We start from the raw sequence: 21,135 nt of genomic DNA, 5'->3' as shown, positions 1-21,135 counted from the left end.
CCCGGCCGGCGATGCCCCCTGTTCCCCCGCGAAAAAATAGTTTAACGCTGAACCATCTTGAGAGGAGAGGTTTCTGGCCATGGAAGAACGCCGGCAGGACAACGCCAGGCAGGCGGCACTGGATTATCACGAATTCCCGCATCCGGGTAAGCTCGAGGTGCGCGCGACCAAGCCGCTTGCCAACGGCCGCGACCTGAGCCGCGCCTATTCCCCCGGCGTGGCCGAGGCCTGCCTGGAAATCAAGGCCGATCCCGCCACCGCCGCCCGCTATACCGCGCGCGGCAATCTGGTCGCCGTGGTCTCGAACGGCACCGCCGTGCTGGGGCTGGGCAATATCGGCGCCATCGCCTCGAAACCGGTGATGGAGGGCAAGGCGGTCCTGTTCAAGAAATTCGCCAATATCGACTGCTTCGACATCGAACTGAACCAGCCCGACCCGGAAAAGATGGCCGAGATCGTCTGCGCGCTGGAACCGACCTTCGGCGCCATCAACCTGGAAGACATCAAGGCCCCCGACTGCTTCATCGTCGAGAAGCTGTGCCGCGAGCGGATGAACATCCCGGTCTTTCACGACGACCAGCACGGCACCGCCATCGTCGTCGGCGCCGCCGCCACCAACGCGCTGCACATCGCCGGCAAGCGGTTCCAGGACATCAAGGTGGTCTCGACCGGCGGCGGCGCGGCCGGCATCGCCTGCCTGAACATGCTGCTGAAGCTGGGCGTCAAGCGCGAGAATGTCTGGCTGTGCGACATCGCCGGCCTGGTCCACGACGGCCGGACCGAGGAGATGACGCCGCAAAAGGCGGAATACGCGCAGAAATCCGACCTGCGGACGCTGGACCAGGTGATCGAGGGCGCGGACCTGTTCCTGGGCCTGTCCGGCCCCGGCGTGCTGAAGCCCGAGATGGTCGCCCGCATGGCCAAGCGCCCGATCATCTTTGCGCTCGCCAACCCCACGCCCGAGATCCTGCCCGAGGACGCCCGCGCCGTCGCCCCCGACGCGATCATCGCCACCGGCCGCAGCGACTATCCGAACCAGGTCAACAACGTCCTGTGCTTCCCCTTCATCTTCCGCGGCGCGCTGGACGTGGGCGCGACCACGATCAACGACGAGATGCAGCTGGCCTGCATCGAGGGCATCGCGGCGCTGGCCCGCGCCACCACCTCGGCCGAGGCGGCGTCAGCCTATCGCGGCGAGACGCTGAGCTTCGGCCCGGACTACCTGATCCCGAAGCCCTTCGACCCGCGGCTGATCGGCGTCGTCTCGACCGCCGTGGCCAGAGCGGCGATGGAAACCGGCGTCGCCACCCGGCCGCTGGAGGATATCGCCGCCTACAAGCGCAAGCTGGACGGCTCGGTCTTCCGCTCGGCGCTGATCATGCGCCCGGTCTTCGAGGCGGCGGCGACCGCCAACCGCCGCATCGTCTTCGCCGAGGGCGAGGACGAACGGGTGCTGCGCGCCGCCAACGCCATGCTGGAGGAAACCACCGACGCGCCGATCCTGATCGGCCGCCCCGAGGTGATCGAGATGCGCGCCGAGCGCGCCGGCCTGCCGATCCGCCCCGGCCGCGACTTCGAGATCGTGAACCCGGAAAACGACCCGCGCTATCGCGACTATTGGGGCACCTATCACGAGCTGATGGCCCGGCGCGGCGTCACCCCCGAGGTCGCCCGCGCCATCATGCGCACCAACACCACCGCCATCGGCGCCGTCATGGTGCACCGCAACGAGGCCGACAGCCTGATCTGCGGCACCTTCGGCCAGTACAGCTGGCACCTGAACTACATCACCCAGGTCCTGGCCCGCGACGGGCTGCGCCCGCATGGCGCGCTGTCGCTGATGATCCTGGAAGACGGACCGCTGTTCATCGCCGACACCCAGGTCAACCACTCGCCGACCCCGGAACAGGTGGCCGAGACGGCGATCGGCGCCGCCCGGCATGTGCGCCGCTTCGGCATCTCGCCCAAGGTGGCGCTGTGCAGCCATTCGCAATTCGGCAATCTCGACACCGATTCCGGGCGCAAGATGCGCGCGGCGATGGAGATCCTGCAGGCGCGCGGCGTCGATTTCATCTTCGACGGCGAAATGCATGTCGATTCGGCGCTGGACCCGACCATCCGCGAGCGGCTGCTGCCGAATTCCCGCATCGAGGGCGCGGCGAACGTGCTGGTCTTCTCGGGCACCGACTCGGCCTCGGGGGTCAGGAACGCACTGAAGCTCAAGGCGAACGGGCTCGAGGTCGGACCGATCCTGATGGGCATGGGCAACCTCGCCCATATCGTCACCCCCTCGATCACCACCCGCGGGTTGCTGAACATGAGCGCCATCGCCGGCACCCCGGTCGACCATTACAAATGAACGGCGCGGGCCGCGGTGATTCTGCCGCGGCCCGTTTCCCCGGCGGCCATTTTGCAAAGGCCCGGGCATTTTTCAGCCATGCGCAAAGAAACCCCGGCTTTGCAAAGCCATCCGCCGTTTGGCGGCAGGATTCTGCAAAACTTTTTGTCGCACCCCCGGCTGTGGGCGTTAACATTCTTGCACAACCGCTTTTCGCTCGCCTAACAACCACGGAATAGCTCGGGGAGGAGTTGTTTCATGGGATATCGTGACGTCTATTCCGCCTGGCAGGCAGATCCCGATGGATTCTGGATGCAGGCCGCCGAGGCGATCGACTGGCAGCAGAGACCCTCGAAGGCGCTTTTCGACGACAAGGCCCCGATCTACGAATGGTTCTCGGACGGCATGGTCAACACCTGCTGGAACGCCGTGGACCGCCACGTTCTGGCCGGGCGCGGCGACCAGGTCGCCATCCAGCACGAAAGCCCGATCACCCTGTCGTCCAAGGGCATCACCTATCGGCAATTGCGGGATCGCGTCGCCTCGCTGGCCGGGGCGCTGCGGATGCGCGGCGTCGAAAAGGGCGACCGGGTCATCATCTACATGCCGATGATCCCCGAGGCGCTGGAGGCCATGCTGGCCTGCGCCCGGCTGGGCGCCATCCATTCCGTGGTCTTCGGCGGCTTCGCGGCGAACGAACTGGCGGTGCGCATCGACGACTGCCAGCCCAAGGCGATCATCGCCGCCTCCTGCGGGCTCGAACCCAACCGGGTGGTGCATTACAAGCCGCTGCTCGACGCCGCCATCGACATGGCCGGGCACAAGCCCGAGTTCTGCGTAATCTTCCAGCGCGAGCAGGAGGTGGCGAAGCTGGTCGAGGGCCGCGACTTCAACTGGCACGGCTTCCAATACGGCGTGAAGCCCGCCGAATGCGTGCCGGTCGAGGGCAACCACCCAGCCTATATCCTTTACACCTCGGGCACCACCGGCCAGCCCAAGGGCGTGGTGCGCCACACCGCCGGGCATCTGGTGGCGCTGCAATGGTCGATGACCAACATCTACAACATCGATCCCGGCGACCGCTTCTGGGCCGCCTCGGACGTGGGCTGGGTCGTCGGGCATTCCTATATCTGCTACGGGCCGCTGATCGCCGGCGCCACCACCGTGGTCTTCGAGGGCAAGCCGGTCGGCACGCCGCATCCGGGCGTGTTCTGGCGCATCATCCAGAACCACCGCATCAAGAGCTTCTTCACCGCCCCCACCGCCTTGCGCGCCATCCGACGCGAGGATCCGCAGGGCGAATGGATCAAGCGCTACAAGCTGCACGACCTGCAGGCGCTGTTCCTGGCCGGCGAGCGCGCCGACCCCGACACGGTGAAATGGGCGCAGGAGCATCTGGGCGTGCCGGTGGTCGATCACTGGTGGCAGACCGAGACCGGCTGGGCCATCGCCGCCAATCCCATCGGCATCGAGATGCTGCCGACCAAGCTGGGCAGCCCCTCGGTGCCGATGCCCGGCTATGACGTGCAGGTGCTGGACGAGGGCGGCAATCCGGTCCCTGCCGGCACGCTGGGCGCCATCGCGATCAAGCTGCCGCTGCCACCCGGCACCTTGCCGGGGCTGTGGCATGCGGAAAGCCGCTTTCGCAAGTCCTATCTGGAGCATTTCCCCGGCTATTACGAGACCGGCGATGCGGGCTATATCGACGAGGACGGCTATCTCTACATCATGGCCCGCACCGACGACGTGATCAACGTCGCCGGGCACCGGTTGTCGACCGGGGCGATGGAGGAGGTGCTGGCGTCGCATCCCGACGTGGCGGAATGCGCGGTGATCGGCGTGGCGGACAGCCTGAAAGGTCAGTCTCCGGTCGGATTCCTGTGCCTGAAGGCCGGGGTTGCGACCCCCCCTGACAAGGTGGTGGCGGAGGTGGTGCGGCTGGTGCGCGACAGGATCGGCCCGGTGGCGGCCTTCAAGTCGGCCTGCGTGGTCGAGCGGCTGCCCAAAACCCGCTCGGGCAAGATCCTGCGCGCCACCATGGCCAAGATCGCCGATGGCGCGCCGTTCAAGGCCCCGGCCACCATCGACGACCCGGCGATCCTGGACGAGATCCGCGCGGCGCTGGCCGGGATCGGCTATCCGCTGGCCGCCGCCAAGACGGGCTGAGGCCGCGCCCGGCGGCGCGGGTGCCGGGGTATTTGGGAAACGGTGAAGGCCGGGGCGCAGCAGGGCGGCGCGGCCCGGTTCGGTTTCGCGGTGGGATTCGGCTATTCGGGGAAAGCAGAAGCAGGGCGCCACCCGTGACGGGCGCCCCTGCGCCTTAGTCGATCTGCGCGCCGAGGCCGCGCATCAGCGGCAGGAAATCCGGGAAGGAGGTGGTGATCGGGCCGCCGTCGTCCACGCGGATCGGCTGCTCGGAGGCCAGGCCGGCGACCAGGAAGGACATGGCGATGCGGTGGTCGAGATGCGTGGCGCAGGTGGCGCCGCCGGTCAGCCCGCCCTGGCCGTGGACGGTCATGCTGTCCGGGCTGTCCTCGACCTTGGCGCCATTGGCGCGCAGGCCGACCGCCATGGCGTCGATGCGGTCGCTTTCCTTGACCCGGAGTTCATGGACACCCTGCATGACGGTCGCGCCCGCGGCGAAGCAGGCGATGACCGACAGGATGGGGAATTCGTCGATCATGCTGGCGGCGCGGTCCGGCGGCACGGTCACGCCCTTCAGCGGGCCGTGGCGCACCAGCAGGTCGGCCACCGGCTCGCCGCCTTCTTCGCGCGGGTTCTCGAAAGTGATGTCGGCGCCCATTTCCAGCAGCGTCGCATAGAGCCCGTCCCGGGTCGGGTTGCGGCTGACGCCGGGCACACGGATCTCGGAGCCCGGCACGATCAGCGCCGCCGCCACCGGGAAGGCGGCGCTGGACGGGTCGCGCGGCACCGCCACCGGCTGCGGTTTCAGTTCCGGCCGGCCCTGCAGGGTGATGACATGGCCCTCGTCGGTGGTCTCGGTGCGGATGCTGGCGCCGAAGCCGGCCAACATCCGCTCGGTATGGTCGCGGGTCGGCTCGGATTCGATCACCACGGTTTCGCCCGGCGCATTCAGGCCCGCCAGCAGCACGGCCGACTTGATCTGCGCCGAGGCGACCGGGGTCCTGTAGCGCACCGGCACCGGATCGGCGGCGCCCTTGATGGTCACCGGCAGGCACTTGCCCTCGCGCGCTGTCACTGCGCAGCCGAACAGTTCCAGCGGGTCGGTGACGCGGCCCATCGGGCGGCGCGACAGGCTGGCATCGCCGGTGAAGGTGGCGGTGATCGGCGTCGTGGCCATGGCGCCCATGATCAGCCGCACGCCGGTGCCGGAATTGCCGCAGTCGATCACGCCCTCGGGCTCGGCAAAGCCGCCGGTGCCGACGCCGTCGACGCGCCATTCCCCCTCGCCCAGCCGTTCCACCCGGGCGCCGAAGGCCCGCATCGCCGATGCGGTGTCCAGCACGTCCTGGCCTTCCAGCAGGCCGGTGATATGCGTCTCGCCCACCGCCAGCGCGCCGAGGATCAGCGCGCGGTGGCTGATCGACTTGTCGCCCGGCACCTTGGCCTCGCCCGTCAGGGGACCCGAACGGCGGGCGGTCATCGGAAGCGGTTCGGCGGAATGTGACATGAAGGCCCCCTCGTGCTTGTCGCGCAAGGTGATAGCGGTCACGGCGACCGGGCGCAATCAGCCCGGCGGAAATTCATGCCTGCCGGCGGAAGGTGACGTAATGCGGCGCCCGGCCCTCGCGCAGCGCCTTCTGTTCGTAGCGGGTGCTGGGCCAGTCGTCCCATGCCTGCGGCCCCTCGGCGACCAGTGCGAAGCCGGCCTGCGGCACCTCCTCGAGCGTCTGGCGCACGTAGTCGGGAATGTCGGTGGCGACGCGGAACTCGGCGCCCGGCTTCATGACGCGGGCGAGCGGGATCAGGTGCTCGGGGGTCACGAAGCGGCGGCGGTGATGGCGTGCCTTGGGCCAGGGGTCGGGATAGTTCAGGAACGCCTTGCTGATCGAGGCATCGGGCAGCACGTCCATCAGGTCGCGCGCGTCGCCGGGATGCACGCTGACATTCTGCACCCCGGCATTGCGGATCTTGCCCAGCAGCATGGCGACGCCGTTGATGAAGGGTTCGCAGCCGATGATACCGATCTCGGGATAGCGCGCCGCCATGTGCACCATGTGCTCGCCGCCGCCGAAGCCGATCTCGAGCCAGACCGGGCGGGCGTCGCCGAAGATGGCTGCCGGGTCTACGGGCGTCCTCTCGGGGTTCTCCTGCTCGGTGATGCCGCGCGGGCGCAGGCTGCCCAGATCCTCGGACAGGTAGCCCTTCTGGCTCTGGCGCAGGGTCTTGCCGTGGCGGCGGCCGTAGAAGTTGCGGCGCGGAGGGTTCGGATCGAATTCGCTCATGCCCGCGCCCATGCCCCGGGCGCGGGTCGAGGTCAAGTCATTCCGCGGCCAGGCGCGAGATCACCACCGTCACCTCGGGCTTCTTGCCGATCTCCTCCATCGAGACTTGCCGGGTGATCTTGCGGATCCCTTCCTCCAGGCGGTCGTCGTCCATGACCGTGCGGTCATCGGCGCGTTCCAGGAACTCGGCCAACTCGCTTTCGATGTTGCGGGCCAGCGGCACGCCGGCGCGGCCCTGTTCCGGCAGACCGGACAGTTCCACCCAAGCGTCGGGCAGCGGCGTGTCGTCCTCGTCGATGATCACCGAGACCATGGCATGGCCGTTCAGCGCCATGCGGATGCGGTCGCGCACCACCCCGTCCATGGCGCCGATCAGCACCGTGCCGTCGAGATAGAGCCGGCCGGTGTCGATCTGGTCCACCACCCGCGGCGCTTCGCCCGACAGGTCCAGCATGGTGCCGTTGGTCGCCACCATCGCATGAATGCCGCGCGCCTCGGCCAGCTTGGCATGTTCGCGCAGATGCATGTGCTCGCCATGCATCGGGATGACGATCTGCGGCTTCAGCAGGTCATGCACCGCCTCGATATCCGGGCGGTTGGCATGGCCCGAGACGTGATAGAGCCCGTCATCGGCGTCATACAGGTCGACGCCCATTTCCGAGAGCGCGTTCATGATGCGGATCACCCCGCGCTCGTTGCCGGGGATGGTGCGCGAGCTGAACAGGAAGCTGTCGCCGTCCTTCAGCTGGATGCCCAGATAGCGGCCGCGCGACAGCTGAGCGCTGGCGGCGCGGCGCTCGCCCTGGCTGCCGGTGACGATCAGCATCACCTTGTCGCGCGGCAGTTCCGAGGCTTCCTCGGGGCTGATGACCGGGGGGAAGCTGGTCAGGATGCCGGTCTCGACCGCGACGGTGACCATGCGGCGCATGGCCCGGCCCAAAAGGCAGATCTTGCGGCCGGCGGCGATGCCGGCCTCGGCCAGGGTCTTGAGCCGGGCAATGTTGCTGGCGAAGGTCGTCGCTACCACCAGCTGCCGCTGCGCCATGACGAAATCCAGCAGCGGATTGGCCAGCACCGCCTCGGACCGGCCGGGATGGGGCGAGAAGACGTTGGTCGAATCGCAGGTCAGCACCTTGACCCCCTGCCCCTCGTTCGCGATCTCGTGCCAGAGGATCGGGTCGAAGGCCTCGCCCACCACCGGGGTGCCGTCCAGCTTGAAATCGCCGGTATGCACGATCCGCCCCGCCGGCGTGTCGATGATCAGCGCCGAGCTTTCCGGGATCGAATGGCTGACCGGGACGAATTGCACCCGGAACGGACCCGCCGTCACCACGTCGGGGCGCGGCGCATGGATGTGGATCTGGTCGACGGGCTGGCCGGCCTCCTCGAGCTTCAACCGCGCAAGCGCGCCGGTGAAGCGGCGGCAATGCACCGGCTTTTGCAGCTTGGGCCAGAGCAGGCCAAGCGCGCCGACGTGATCCTCGTGCCCGTGGGTGATGAAGATCGCGTCGATGCGGTCGCGATTGGCTTCCAGCCAGGCCACATCGGCCATGATCAGGTCGATGCCCGGCGCGCTGTCCATGTCGCCGAAGGTCACGCCCAGATCGACGACGATCAGCCGCTCGCGTCCCGGCTGACCATAGCCGTAGACATAGGCGTTCATGCCGATTTCGCCCGCGCCGCCCAGCGGCAGATAGATCAGGCGCTCAGCCATTGCCCAACTCCTTGTTGTAATCGTGGATCAGGCGCAGGCCATGCATGGTCAGATCGTCCTCGATCGCGTCAAATAAATCAAATCCCTGGTCGAACAGCGGCGCCAGCCCGCCCGTAGCTATAACCTGCATCGGCCGTCCGCGTTCCTCGCGAATCTTGTCCACCACGCCCTGCACCAGGCCGATATAACCCCAGAAGATCCCCGACTGGATGCAGGCCACCGTATTGGTGCCGATCACCTTGACGGGCATGGTCACGTCGACATGCGGCAGGCTCGCCGCGCCCATGTGCAGCGCCTCGAGCGACAGGTTCACCCCCGGCGCGATGACGCCGCCGACATAGGCGCCGTCGGTGTCCACCACGTCGAAGGTGGTGGCGGTGCCGAAATCGACCACGATCAGGTCCGGGCCGTGCCGGTCGAAGGCGCCGACGGTGTTCACCAGCCGGTCGGGGCCGACCACGGTGCCGAAATCGACGCGCGGCGCCACCGGCAGCAGGCAGTCCGGCTTGCCCACCACCAGCGGACGGGTATCGAAATAGCGATTGCAGAGCACCCGCAGGTTGAACACCACCCGCGGCGCGGTCGAGCTGATGATGCAGGCGTCGATGTTCAGTTCCAGCTTCTGCAACGAGATCAGCGTGGACAGCCAGACGAAGTACTCGTCCGCCGTGCGGCGATGGTCGGTCGAGATGCGCCACAGGCCGACGAACCGTTCGCCGTCCCAGACCGAAAAGACCGTGTTGGTGTTGCCGGTGTCGATGCAAAGCAGCATGGCCCTAGCCCCCGAAATAGACATCGGCGGCGGGAATAACCTGCCGCCCGGCCGCCGTGCGCAGGATCAGCGCGCCGCTGTCGTCGATGCCCTCGAAGATGCCGTGGCTTTCCAGCCGCCCGGTGCGGGCGGTGATGGGCTCGCCCAGCTTCGCCGCGCGGGCCAGCCAGGCATTGCGAATCGGCGCGAAGCCGTAGGTGTCGAGCTGTGCCTGCCAGCGCGCGAAGGCCGGGGCCAGCAGGTCGAGGAAATCCTCGGGGTCGACGGCATGGCCGGTCTCGCCCCGCACCGAAACCGGCGGCACGGCGCCGGGCTCGACCGCCGCCGCATCCGGTGCGGCGGCCAGGTTGACGCCGATGCCGACCGCGACGGCCTGCACGCCCGAACCCGAGCCGGAACTTTCCAGCAGGATACCGGCCACCTTGCCGCCGTTCAGCAGCACGTCATTGGGCCATTTGATCGCCAGCCGCACCGAGGGGCCGCAGGCATCGGCAAGCGCGTCGTAAAGCGCCAGCGCCGCGACGAAAGAGAGTTGCGCCGCGCCCAGCGGCCCGCCCCTGGGCCGCGTCACCAGCGTGCCGGCAAAGTTCCCGGCCGGCATCACCCAGTCCCGGCCGCGACGGCCGCGACCCGCGAACTGGTCGCGGGTCATCACCCAGGCCGGGCCGGAAAGACCGGGCGCCAGCCTCAGCGCCTCGGCATTGGTGCTGTCGGTGCGGGCCAGCACATGGCGGGCCACGCCCGTGGGCCAGGGCTCACTCACCTTGGTCGGGCTCGGTGGCCAGAACGGGTTCGGCGGCTTGTCCGGCGGCCAGGGTCGGCGTCACCAGCGTTTCGGCGGCACGGCCGGCGGCGGCATCGACGCCGAACATGTTGATGGCTCCGACCAGCATGGCCAGCGCCGGGACCATCAGCCCCAGATACTGCACCGCGCCCATGCGCGAGGTGACGCCCTCGCTCTCGCCGCCGAAATACATGTAATAGACGATGCGCAGGTAGTAGAAGGCGCCGATGACCGAGGCGATGACGCCCAGCACCGCCAGCCAGCCCAGCCCAGCATCGACGGCTGCGGTCAGCACGCCGAACTTGGCGAAGAAGCCCAGGGTCGGCGGCACGCCGGCCAGGCTGAACAGCAGCACCAGCATGGCCAGCCCCTTGACCGGCTCGTTCCAGGCAAAGCGGTTCAGCGAGGCCAGGTCGGTGACCGGCACGCCGTCGCGCTCCATCGACAGGATGAAGGCGAAGGTGCCGACGTTCATCACCGCATAGATGGTCATGTAAAGCAGCATGGACTGCACGCCGAGCGCGGTGCCGGCGGCCAGGCCGACCAGCGCGAAGCCCATATGCGCGATCGAGGAATAGGCCATCAGCCGCTTGATGTTGCTCTGGCCGATCCCGGCGATCGAGCCCAGGAACATCGACATCACCGCCAGCGCCGCGACGATCTGGCTCCAGTCGCCGATGACATGGCCGAAACCGTCGAAGACCAGCCGCGCGATCAGCGCCATGGCCGCGACCTTGGGCGCGGTGGCGAAGAAGGCGGTCACCGGCGTCGGCGAGCCCTCATAGACGTCCGGCGTCCACATGTGGAAGGGCACGGCCGAGACCTTGAAGGCCAGGCCCACCAGCATGAACACCAGGCCGAACAGCACGCCCAGCGACAGATGCCCGCCCTCGATCACGGTGATGATGCCCGAGAAGTTCGTGGTGCCGGCAAAGCCGTAGACCAGCGAGGCGCCATAGAGCAGCAGCCCCGAGCTGAGCGAGCCCAGCACGAAATACTTCAGCCCGGCCTCGGACGAGCGCACCGAGTCGCGGCGCATGGCGGCGACCACGTAAAGCGCCAGCGACTGCAGCTCCAGCCCCATGTAGAGCGTCAGCAGGTCGCCGGCCGAGACCATGAACATCATGCCCAGCACCGCCAGGGCGACGAGAACCGGGAATTCGAAGCGCAGCATGTTGCGGCGCTGCAGGTAGTCGGCGCTCATCGCCAGGACGGCGGCGGCGGCGACCAGCGTCACCACCTTGGCGAAGCGCGAGAAACCGTCGTCGATGAACATGTCGTGGAACGCCGCCTGATCGGCGCGGCTGCCAAGGCCGATCATGGCGGCGATGACCAGAAAGGCCACGACCGTCGCCCAGAGCAGCGTCCGCGCCAGCTTGTCCTTGCCGAGATAGGCCCCGGCCATCAGCGCGGCCAAAGCGTAAGCGGCCAGCACCACCTCGGGCAGAATGGTCGAGAAGTCGAGCGAGGTCATGTCTGCCCCCTAGTGGCTGGCTTGGGCCGTGGCGACGGGCGCCGCCGGCTGGCTTTGGTTGTAGTCATTGAGCAGGCTTTCCACCGCCGGTCCGGTCACGTCGGTCACCAGCCGCGGATAGACGCCCAGGATCAGCGTCATGGCGATCAGCGGCACGAAGATCCAGCGCTCACGCGGGGTCATGTCGGTGATCGACTTCAGGCTTTCCTTGATCAGCTGGCCGAAGGTCACCCGGCGATACAGCCAAAGCGCATAGGCGGCCGAGAAGATCACCCCGGTTGCCGCAACCAGCGCCACCCAGGTGTTGACGCGGAAGGTGCCGAGCAGGGTCAGGAACTCGCCCACGAAGCCCGAGGTGCCGGGCAGGCCCACATTCGCCATGGTGAAGAACATGAACACCGCGGCATAGGCCGGCATCCGGTTCACCAGCCCGCCATAGGCGTCGATCTCGCGCGTGTGCATGCGGTCGTAGATGACGCCCACGCAAAGGAACAGCGCGCCCGAGATGAAACCGTGCGACAGCATCTGGAAGATGGCGCCGTCGACGCCGACCTGGTTGGCCGCGAAGATGCCCATGGTCACGTAGCCCATATGCGCGACCGAGGAATAGGCGATGACCTTCTTCATGTCCGACTGCGCCAAGGCCACCAGCGAGGTGTAGACGATGGCGATGGCCGAGAGCCAGAAGACATAGGGCTGCGCCACGCCGCTGGCGACCGGGAACATCGGCAGCGAGAAGCGCAGGAAGCCGTAGCCGCCCATCTTCAGCAGCACCGCCGCCAGCAGGACCGAGCCGGCGGTCGGCGCCTGAACGTGCGCGTCGGGCAGCCAGGTATGCACCGGCCACATCGGCATCTTGACCGCGAAGCTGACGAAGAAGGCCAGGAACAGCAGCATCTGCGTGCCGCCGACCACGGTCATGCCCAGCAGGCGATAGGTCTCGGACGGGAAGTCGAAACCCAGCAGCGTCGGAATGTCGGTGGTGCCCGCCATGCGGTACATGGCGATCATCGCCACCAGCATCAGCACCGAGCCGAGGAAGGTGTAGAGGAAAAACTTGAAGGACGCATAGATGCGGTCCTTGCCGCCCCAGATGCCGATGATCAGGAACATCGGGATCAGGCCGGCCTCGAAGAACAGGTAGAACAGCACCAGATCCAGCGCGGTGAAGACGCCGATCATCAGCCCTTCCAGCACCAGGAAGGCGATCATGTATTCCTTGACCTTCACCTCGACCTGCCAGGTCGAGAGGATGGTCAGCGGCATCATGAAAGTGGTCAGCAGCACGAACAGCACCGAGATCCCGTCCACGCCCATCTTGTAGCGCAGGCCCATGATCCAGGCGTGATCCTCGACGAACTGGAAGCCGGTATTGGCCGGGTCGAAGCGGAACAGCACGAAGAGCGAGATCACGAAGGTCGCCGTCGTGGTCAGCAGCGCCAGCCACTTGGCGTTGCGGGCCGCGGCCTCGTCCTGGCCGCGCAGGAACAGCGCCATGATGATCGCGGCGACGATCGGCAGGAAGGTGATGATGGAAAGAAGGTTCGTCATGTCAGTGCGCGCCCCGCATCATCACCCAGATCAGCAAGCCCACGATGCCCAGAACCATCGCGAAGGCGTAGTGGAACAGATAGCCCGATTGCACCCGGACCGCCGCGCGGGTCAGCCGCGGGATCAGCCCCATGGCCACCCCGTTGATGGTGCCGTCGATGACGGCGCCGTCGCCGCCCTTCCACAGCGCGCGGCCAAGCCATTTCGCCGGGCGGACGATGAGGAAGTCGTAGATCTCGTCGAAATACCATTTGTTGAGCAGGAACTGATACAGCGCCGGCTGCTGCGCCGCCAGCCGCCGCGGCAGCGTCGGGTTGGCGATGTAGAAGAAGAACGCGGTGACCAGCCCCAGCACCATGGCGATGAAGGGCGAGACCTTGACCCAGGCGGGCGCATGGTGCGCCTCGTCCATGATGTGGTTGTCGGGATGCATGTAGATCGCACCGCCGACCGGCGCGGCGACATGCGCAGCGGGGGCGGCTGCCTCGCCCTCGGCGGTCGCGGTATCGGCGGCGGCATGTTCCACCGGGGCCTCGGCGGTCGCGTGTTCCGCCGCTTCGCCCTCGGCCGCTTCATGCGTGCCGGCGATGTGGAAATATTCCGTGACCTTGTGATGGTCGCCGAAGAAGGGGCCGTACCAGACCATGCCGGCAAAGACCGCGCCGATGGCCAGCACCCCCAGCGGGATGGTCATGACCGGCGGGCTTTCATGCGCATGGTCATGGGCATGATGGTCGCCGCGCGGCTTGCCGTAGAAGGTCAGGAAGATCAGCCGCCAGGAATAGAAGCTGGTGAAGCAGGCGGCGATGACCAGCAGCCAGAAGGCATAGGCACTGCCGGCCCAGGCGCTTTCGATGATCGCGTCCTTGGACAGGAAGCCGGCAAAGCCGATATGGGTCAGCGGGATGCCGACGCCGGTGATGGCGAAGGTGCCGATCATCATCGCCCAATAGGTCAGCGGGATCTTCTTGCGCAGCCCGCCATAGTTCCGCATGTCCTGTTCGTGGTGCATGGCATGGATCACCGAGCCGGCGCCCAGGAACAGCATGGCCTTGAAGAAGGCATGGGTCAGCAGGTGGAACATCGCCGCCGAATAGACGCCGACCCCGGCCGCCACGAACATGTAGCCCAGCTGCGAGCAGGTCGAATAGGCGATGACGCGCTTGATGTCGTTCTGCACCAGGCCCACGGTCGCGGCGAAGAAGGCGGTCGTGGCGCCGATGATGACGATGAAGTTCTTGGCGTCCGGCGCGAATTCGTAAAGCGGCGACATGCGGCAGACCAGGAACACGCCGGCCGTCACCATGGTCGCGGCATGGATCAGCGCCGAAACCGGGGTCGGACCCTCCATCGCGTCGGGAAGCCAGGTGTGCAGAAAGAGCTGCGCCGATTTGCCCATGGCGCCGACGAACAGCAGGAAGCCCAGCAGGTTCGCCGCGTTCCAGTCCCGCCACAGGAAATGCATCTGGGTCTGGGCGATCTCGGGGACCTGGGCGAAGATCTCGTCGAACTGGATCGTCCCGGTCAGCCAGTAGAGGCCGAAGATGCCCAGGAGGAAGCCGAAATCGCCGACGCGGTTGACGATGAAGGCCTTCATCGCCGCCGCGCCCGCCGACTGCTTCTTGTAATAGAAGCCGATCAGCAGGTAGGAGGCGACGCCGACGCCCTCCCAGCCGAAGAACATCTGCAAGAGGTTGTCCGCCGTCACCAGCATCAGCATGGCAAAGGTGAAGAACGACAGATAGGCGAAGAAACGCGCCTTGTAATGTTCGTCATGGGTGAAGTTGTCGTCATGGGCCATGTAGCCCAGCGAATACATGTGCACCAGCGCCGAGACCGTGTTCACCACGACCAGCATGATCGCGGTCAGCCGGTCCAGCCGGATCGCCCATTCCGCGTGGAAGTCGCCGACCACCACCCAGTCCAGAACCGAGATGTGCCGCGGCACGCCGTCGAAGGACAGGAACAGATACCAGCTGATGAGGCAGCACAGGAACAGGATGCCGGTGGTCAGGTACTGCGCGGCCTTCTCGCCGATCGCGCGCCAGCCGAAGCCGGCGATCAGCGACCCGACGAGGGGCGCAAAGAGGACGATCTTTTCCATGTCGCCTTATCCCTTCATCACGTTGACGTCTTCCACCGCGATGGTGCCGCGGTTGCGGAAGAAGACGACCAGGATCGCCAGGCCGATGGCGGCTTCGGCCGCCGCCACGGTCAGGATGAACATGGTGAAGACCTGCCCCGCCAGATCGCCCAGATGGGTCGAGAAGGCGACGAAATTGATGTTCACCGCCAGAAGCATCAGCTCGATCGACATCAGGATGACGATGACGTTCTTTCGGTTCACGAATATCCCGAAAATGCCGGTGACGAAAAGTATCGCCCCCACCACAAGGTAATGTGTCAATCCGATCATCGTCCTGGTCCCTCCGGGTCGTTCACCCGTTGAAATATCCGTTTGCTACTGGGGCCGCAGCGGCGGTCCCGATGGCTGCCGCGGCCCGATCCGCCGCGGTCAAAGCCCCTGGCCCGGTTTCACATCCCGCATCTCGATGGCCTTGGCCGGGTCGCGCCACATCTGCTCCAGCACGTTCTGGCGCTTGATGTCGCGGCGGTGGCGCATGGTCAGCACGATGGCCCCGATCATCGCGACCAGCAGCACCATCCCGGCCAGCTGGAACATCAGCACGTAGCGGTCGTAAAGCACCATGCCCAGGCCGCGGGTGTTCTGCACCCCCTCGATCACCGGGGCCGCGCGCAACGCCTCGGCCTGTTCCGAGGCCGTCCAGCCCGAGAAGGCGATGCCGAGCTGCGCCAGCAGCACCACGCCGATCACCAGCGCCAGCGGCAGGTAGCGCGCCAGCTCGCCCTTGAGCTCGGCGAAATCCACGTCGAGCATCATCACGACGAACAGGAACAGCACCGCGACGGCGCCGACATAGACCACGACCAGCAGCATGGCGACGAATTCCGCGCCCTGCAGCACGAACAGGCCGGCCGCCGAGAAGAAGGCGAGGATCAGCCACAGGACCGAATGCACCGGGTTGCGGCTGATCACGACCATGAAGCCCGCGACGCAGCAGCAGATCGCGAACAGGTAGAAAGCGAAGGTCATCATTCCTCGTCCTCCTCGGCATAGACGCTCTGGGCGATCTCAAGCGCCTTCTGCATCGCAGGCAGCCCGCCGAACATGCTCATCTGAAAGATCGTCTCGGCGATCTCGCGTTTCGTGGCGCCGGCCGCGATGGCCTGGCGAATGGTCAGGCGCAATTGCGGCTCGGCCAGCGCGCCCTGCACGGTGATCGCGCCGATGGTGAGAAGCAGGCGCGTCTTGGCGTCCAGCCCCTCGCGGTTGAAGGTCTTGCCGAACCACATTTCCAGCATGTCGGCAGGGATCGTCGGCACCAGCTTTTCCATGGCGCGCATGTCGAAATGTTCCAGCGCCGGGTTGAAGGCGCGCGCCATCTCCTGCCCGGAAGCCATCATCTGCGCGAAAAGCCTGGTGAGCGCATCGGTCATCTGTAGGGCGCATCCATCTGCAGGTTGCGGGCGATCTCGGCCTCCCAGCGCTCGCCGTTCGCAAGCAGCTTCTGCTTGTCGTAGAACAGCTCTTCGCGGGTCTCGGTGGCGTATTCGAAATTCGGCCCCTCGACGATGGCATCGACCGGGCAGGCTTCCTGGCAGAAACCGCAATAGATGCACTTGGTCATGTCGATGTCGTAGCGCGTGGTGCGGCGGCTGCCGTCCTCGCGCGGTTCGGCGTCGATGGTGATGGCCTGGGCCGGGCAGACCGCCTCGCAGAGCTTGCAGGCGATGCAGCGTTCCTCGCCATTCGGATAGCGGCGCAGCGCGTGTTCGCCGCGGAAGCGCGGCGACAGCGGGCCCTTCTCATGCGGGTAGTTCAGCGTCGGCTTGGGCGAGACGAAATAGCGCATGCCCAGGCCGAAGCCCTTGATGAAGTCCCACATCAGGAAATACTTGGTCGCCCGCGCGAAATCGAAGGCCATCAGAAACGTTCCCCTTGCTTCGGGGCCGCGAAACGGTCGAACGCGGCGACATATTCCCTGACGCGGGCGCCGTCACGCGCATGTTCCGCCGTGTCCAGGTTGTTGGCGAGGAAATGCGCCAGCTCCACCTTGTCGGTCTCACTGGCTTTGGCAAATGCCTCGGCGAGCTTGTTGGAATACATGGTTTATCCTCCGACCGCGAAGCGGGCCCAGAATCCGCCCAGCACTTCGTAACGGGCCAGGATCGCCACCAGCACCACCCAGCCCAGCGACAGGGGCAGGAACACCTTCCAGCCGATCCGCATCAACTGGTCGTAGCGGTAGCGCGGCACGATCGCCTTGACCATGGCGAACATGTAGAACCAGAACCACATCTTGATCACCATCCACCACCAGCCATCGGCGATGAAGGGCACCGGCGACAGCCAGCCGCCGAAGAACAGCAAGGACAGCAGCGCGCACATCAGGTAGATGGCGATGTATTCGCCGGCCATGAACAGCAGGTAGGGCGTGGACGAGTATTCGACCATGTGGCCGGCGACCAGCTCGGATTCGGCCTCGGCCAGGTCGAAGGGCGGGCGGTTGGTCTCGGCCAGCGCCGAGACGAAGAACAGCACCACCATCGGCAGGTGCGGCAGCCAGTACCAGTTCAGCAGGCCGTAATCGCCCTTTTGCGCCAGCACGATCTCGCTGAGGTTCATCGAGCCCGAGGAGATGATGATGCCGATGATGATCAGCCCCATCGACACCTCGTAGGAGATCATCTGCGAGGCCGAGCGCAGCGAGGCCAGGAACGGGTATTTCGAGTTCGAGGCCCAGCCGCCCATGATCGCGCCGTAGACTTCCAGCGAGGAGGCGGCAAAGACGAACAGGATGCCGACATTGATGTTCGCCATGACCCAGCCGTCGTCGAAGGGGATCACCACGAAGGCGAACAGCGCCAGCATCATCGACAGGAAGGGCGCAAGGAAGAAGATGAACTTGTCGGCGCCGGCCGGGATGACGATTTCCTTGACGACGTATTTCAGCGCGTCGGCAAAGGTCTGCAGCAGGCCCCAGGGGCCGACGACGTTCGGGCCGCGGCGCATCTGCACCGCCGCCCAGATCTTGCGGTCGCCATAGACCATGAAGATCAGCGAGCCCATGACAAAGGCGATGACCGCCAGACCCTGCAAGAGCAGGCTGAGCGCGAAACCGTAGGGCGAGGCCCAGAATTCAGCCATGATCTTTCGTCCCTTCTCTCACGCCGCGGGAATGCCGCGTGCCTTGCATTCCTGCAAGGTCTCTTTCGTTGTCATCACCGTCAGGCCCATCGGTTTTTCCGCGGACAGGGTGAACACCGAGCCGACGACCATCTTGCCGTTGCGCTTGTCCCTGAGCGTGCGGATGTGGCGGGCGTAAGCTGCCCCCTTCGCATCGGCCCAGTTGGCCAGCGCGCATGTGGCATAGGCGAAGGCCGTGTCGGCGTCCACCCCGCCTCGCAGGTTCGCGGTCACTTCCACCAGGCTGCCCGCGCCCTTGCGCGAATTCGCCAGACCCGTCACCCGCGCGCCTTGGAAATCCTTGGGATCGGCCTCGAAGCTCGACGGCAGGTTCAGCCGCAGCGGCCGGGTGCGGGCGGCGAATGCGGCCAGCGCCTTTTCCTGCGCCGTGGGTTCGCGCTTGCGCACCGGGCCCATGTCCGGCAGGCCCGACAGGTCCAGATCCAGATTGGCGTTCAGCGCCAGCAAGTCCGCCTCGGTCACCGCGAAGGCGTCGCGGCCCTCGGGACTGTCCAGCGCCATCTCGCTGACCGATCCGTCGGGCTCCAGAATCAGGATCTCGCCCGACTTGGTCGAGATCCGGCCCTTGGTCAGCACCTTCTTGTAGGGCGAGCCGCCATCGCTTTGCAGCACCGCCACGCCCAGCTCCGCCGGCTTGGGCTGGGGCCGCGAATCGGTCTTCGAATCGCCGCAGCCGGCCAGCAGGGCCGTCGCACCCATTCCGATCAGCAGGGCCAGACGGGACCGCATCCTGTTCACTCCGCCGCCAGGGGCGCGGCCTTGCGCGCCGCCGCCATCGCCGAAAGCTCACCCATCAGCGGCGAGGAGCGCGCGATGGGGTTGGTCAGGTAGAAGTCTTGGATCACATAGCGGAAATTCGCCTGCCCCAGGTCGAAACGGTCGAGCGGCTGCCAGTCGTTCTGCGGCACCTGGTCGATCTGCGCCAGATGCGGCACCGCCTCGACCAGCTTGCGGCGCAGCCCGGCCAGGCTGTCCCAGGGCTGGGTCTTGCCCAGTTCGGCGGAAAGCGCGCGCAGGATGGCCCAGTTCTCCTTGCCCTCGCCCGGCGCGAAATTGGCGCGGGCGGCAAGCTGCGGCCGGCCCTCGGTGTTCACAAACAGGCCGCTTTCCTCGGTATAGCAGGCACCGGGCAGGATGATATCGGCGCGATGCGCGCCGCGGTCGCCATGGCTGCCCTGATAGATCACGAAAGCACCGGGAGCGATGTCCACCTCGTCGGCGCCGAGGTTGTAGATCACTTCCGCGCCGTCGATGGCGGCAAGCAGGCCGCCATCGGTCACCGCGCCCACATCCATGGCGCCGACGCGACCGGCGGCGCTGTGCAGCACCAGCAGCCTGCAATCGCCCAGTTCGCAGATGCGCATGGCATTGGCCAGCACCGCCTCGCCATCCGCCTCGCGCAGCGCGCCCTGGCCGACGATCACGATGCCGGACGTTCCGTCCTTGTTCGCCAGATCCTCGTCCAGCAGCTTGGCCAGCGCGGCCCGGTCGCTGCCGAAATGGTGGTAGTCATAGGTCAGGTCCACCGGTTCGCCGATCAGGGCGACCTGCGCGCCTTGCGCCCAGGCCTTGCGGATGCGGGCGTTCAGCACCGGCGCCTCGTCGCGCGGGTTGGTGCCGATCAGCAGGATGCGCTTGGCGCTGTCGATGTCCTCGATCCTCGCCGTGCCGACATAGGCCGAGCGGTTGCCGGCCGGCAGCCGCGCGCCGTCGGTGCGGCATTCCACCGTGCCGCCCAGCCCCTCGACCAGTTGCTTGAGGCTGAAGGCGGCTTCGGCCGGGACCAGGTCGCCGATCAGCCCCGCGACTTTCCTGCCCTGCATCGCCTGCGCCGCGGCCTCCAGCGCCTCGGGCCAGGAGGCCGGGCGCAGCTTGCCGTTTTCGCGGATATAGGGCCGGTCCAGGCGCTGGCGGCGCAGCCCGTCCCAGACGAAGCGGGTCTTGTCGCTGATCCATTCCTCGTTCACCGCGTCATTGTTGCGCGGCAGGATGCGCATGACTTCGCGGCCCTTGGTATCCACACGGATGCTCGCCCCCAGCGCGTCCATCACGTCGATGGATTCGGTCTTGGTCAGCTCCCAGGGCCGGGCGGTGAAGGCATAGGGTTTCGACACCAGCGCCCCGACCGGGCACAGGTCGATGATATTGCCCTGCAGGTTCGAGTTCAGCGTCTCGTTCAGATAGCTGGTGATCTCGCTGTCCTCGCCCCGCCCGGTCTGGCCCATCTGGGTGATGCCGGCGACCTCGGTGGTGAAGCGCACGCAGCGGGTGCAGGAGATGCAGCGGGTCATGTGCGTCTCGACCAGCGGGCCGAGGTTCAGATCCTCGCTGGCGCGCTTCGGCTCGCGATAGCGGCTGAAATCGACGCCATAGGCGACGGCCTGGTCCTGCAGGTCGCATTCGCCGCCCTGATCGCAGATCGGGCAGTCCAGCGGGTGGTTGATCAGCAGGAACTCCATCACCCCCTCGCGGGCCTTCTTGACCATGGGCGAGTTGGTGCGGACTTCCGAGGGCGCGCCGTCCGGGCCGGGACGCAGATCCTTGACCTGCATGGCGCAAGAGGCGGCGGGCTTCGGCGGGCCGCCCACCACCTCGACCAGGCACATGCGGCAGTTGCCGGCAATCGACAGCCGCTCGTGATAGCAGAAGCGCGGCACCTCGATCCCCGCCTGCTCGCAGGCCTGGATCAGGGTCAGGTTCGGATCGACCTCGATAACCACGTCGTCGATCTTGATCTTGCGAAGATCTGCCATCTTTCGTCTTCCCTCATGCCCCGCGGCGGCGG

At 66.6% G+C, this 21,135-nt stretch carries 18 protein-coding genes; 2 read left to right on the top strand and 16 right to left on the bottom strand.

Annotated features, from left to right (window positions below):
- The first annotated feature begins 79 nt into the window (after positions 1-79).
- Both NBE95_RS07580 and NBE95_RS07575 read left to right on the top strand, forming a co-directional pair.
- On the top strand, positions 80-2,359 hold the full coding sequence (locus NBE95_RS07580; protein WP_289893305.1) for an NADP-dependent malic enzyme: 2,280 nt from the start codon (positions 80-82) through the stop codon (positions 2,357-2,359).
- A gap of 237 nt (positions 2,360-2,596) precedes the next feature.
- Positions 2,597-4,504: a propionyl-CoA synthetase gene (locus NBE95_RS07575; RefSeq protein ID WP_289893304.1), complete on the top strand. Its 1,908-nt coding sequence runs from the start codon at positions 2,597-2,599 to the stop codon at positions 4,502-4,504.
- 154 nt (positions 4,505-4,658) lie between these two features.
- Here the strand turns inward: NBE95_RS07575 and aroA are convergent, their stop codons facing one another.
- From aroA to nuoG, 16 genes are all read right to left on the bottom strand, one after another.
- Positions 4,659-5,990 carry a 3-phosphoshikimate 1-carboxyvinyltransferase gene (gene aroA / locus NBE95_RS07570; RefSeq protein ID WP_289894856.1) on the bottom strand — a complete coding sequence of 444 codons (1,332 nt, stop codon included), beginning with the start codon at positions 5,988-5,990 and terminating at the stop codon, positions 4,659-4,661.
- A gap of 73 nt (positions 5,991-6,063) precedes the next feature.
- Positions 6,064-6,765, bottom strand: coding sequence for a tRNA (guanosine(46)-N7)-methyltransferase TrmB (gene trmB, locus NBE95_RS07565; protein WP_289893303.1), 702 nt, complete (start codon positions 6,763-6,765; stop codon positions 6,064-6,066).
- Between the two features lie 37 nt (positions 6,766-6,802).
- Complete coding sequence (locus tag NBE95_RS07560; protein WP_289893302.1) at positions 6,803-8,479, bottom strand: ribonuclease J; 1,677 nt, start codon at positions 8,477-8,479, stop codon at positions 6,803-6,805.
- Positions 8,472-9,251 (bottom strand): type III pantothenate kinase, encoded by a 780-nt coding sequence (locus NBE95_RS07555; RefSeq protein WP_289893300.1) that lies wholly within the window; start codon positions 9,249-9,251, stop codon positions 8,472-8,474. Before NBE95_RS07555 ends, NBE95_RS07560 begins: the two co-directional genes overlap by 8 nt.
- A 4-nt stretch (positions 9,252-9,255) precedes the next feature.
- Positions 9,256-10,014 carry a biotin--[acetyl-CoA-carboxylase] ligase gene (locus NBE95_RS07550; RefSeq protein WP_289893299.1) on the bottom strand — a complete coding sequence of 253 codons (759 nt, stop codon included), beginning with the start codon at positions 10,012-10,014 and terminating at the stop codon, positions 9,256-9,258.
- Positions 10,007-11,509 carry an NADH-quinone oxidoreductase subunit NuoN gene (nuoN, locus tag NBE95_RS07545; RefSeq protein WP_289893298.1) on the bottom strand — a complete coding sequence of 501 codons (1,503 nt, stop codon included), beginning with the start codon at positions 11,507-11,509 and terminating at the stop codon, positions 10,007-10,009. Before nuoN ends, NBE95_RS07550 begins: the two co-directional genes overlap by 8 nt.
- A 9-nt stretch (positions 11,510-11,518) precedes the next feature.
- Entirely contained in the window at positions 11,519-13,060 is a 1,542-nt protein-coding gene (locus NBE95_RS07540; RefSeq protein ID WP_289893297.1) for an NADH-quinone oxidoreductase subunit M, read from the bottom strand.
- A gap of 1 nt (position 13,061) precedes the next feature.
- Entirely contained in the window at positions 13,062-15,164 is a 2,103-nt protein-coding gene (gene nuoL, locus NBE95_RS07535) for an NADH-quinone oxidoreductase subunit L (protein WP_289893296.1), read from the bottom strand.
- 6 nt (positions 15,165-15,170) lie between these two features.
- Positions 15,171-15,476 (bottom strand): NADH-quinone oxidoreductase subunit NuoK, encoded by a 306-nt coding sequence (nuoK, locus tag NBE95_RS07530; RefSeq protein ID WP_155064184.1) that lies wholly within the window; start codon positions 15,474-15,476, stop codon positions 15,171-15,173.
- 99 nt (positions 15,477-15,575) lie between these two features.
- The gene (locus NBE95_RS07525) at positions 15,576-16,178 is read right to left on the bottom strand and encodes an NADH-quinone oxidoreductase subunit J (RefSeq protein ID WP_289893295.1); all 603 of its coding nucleotides are present in this window, start codon (positions 16,176-16,178) and stop codon (positions 15,576-15,578) included.
- The gene (locus tag NBE95_RS07520; protein WP_289893294.1) at positions 16,175-16,579 is read right to left on the bottom strand and encodes a carboxymuconolactone decarboxylase family protein; all 405 of its coding nucleotides are present in this window, start codon (positions 16,577-16,579) and stop codon (positions 16,175-16,177) included. Before NBE95_RS07520 ends, NBE95_RS07525 begins: the two co-directional genes overlap by 4 nt.
- Entirely contained in the window at positions 16,576-17,067 is a 492-nt protein-coding gene (gene nuoI / locus NBE95_RS07515) for an NADH-quinone oxidoreductase subunit NuoI (RefSeq protein WP_289893293.1), read from the bottom strand. Before nuoI ends, NBE95_RS07520 begins: the two co-directional genes overlap by 4 nt.
- A complete protein-coding gene (locus tag NBE95_RS07510; protein WP_019352610.1) occupies positions 17,067-17,249 on the bottom strand; it encodes a hypothetical protein in 183 nt (60 codons plus the stop codon). The genes nuoI and NBE95_RS07510 overlap by 1 nt, the downstream gene beginning before the upstream one ends.
- Before the next feature lie 3 nt (positions 17,250-17,252).
- Positions 17,253-18,290 (bottom strand): NADH-quinone oxidoreductase subunit NuoH, encoded by a 1,038-nt coding sequence (gene nuoH, locus NBE95_RS07505; RefSeq protein WP_289893291.1) that lies wholly within the window; start codon positions 18,288-18,290, stop codon positions 17,253-17,255.
- Positions 18,291-18,308: 18 nt separating this feature from the next.
- On the bottom strand, positions 18,309-19,079 hold the full coding sequence (locus tag NBE95_RS07500) for a hypothetical protein (protein ID WP_289893290.1): 771 nt from the start codon (positions 19,077-19,079) through the stop codon (positions 18,309-18,311).
- A 5-nt stretch (positions 19,080-19,084) separates the two neighbouring features.
- Positions 19,085-21,103 carry an NADH-quinone oxidoreductase subunit NuoG gene (nuoG, locus tag NBE95_RS07495; RefSeq protein ID WP_289893289.1) on the bottom strand — a complete coding sequence of 673 codons (2,019 nt, stop codon included), beginning with the start codon at positions 21,101-21,103 and terminating at the stop codon, positions 19,085-19,087.
- Positions 21,104-21,135 lie beyond the last annotated feature (32 nt).

It is taken from the genome of Paracoccus sp. TOH, from assembly GCF_030388245.1.
Classification (GTDB): Bacteria; Pseudomonadota; Alphaproteobacteria; order Rhodobacterales; family Rhodobacteraceae; genus Paracoccus; species Paracoccus simplex.
This window is presented reverse-complemented; position numbering and strand designations above follow the sequence as displayed.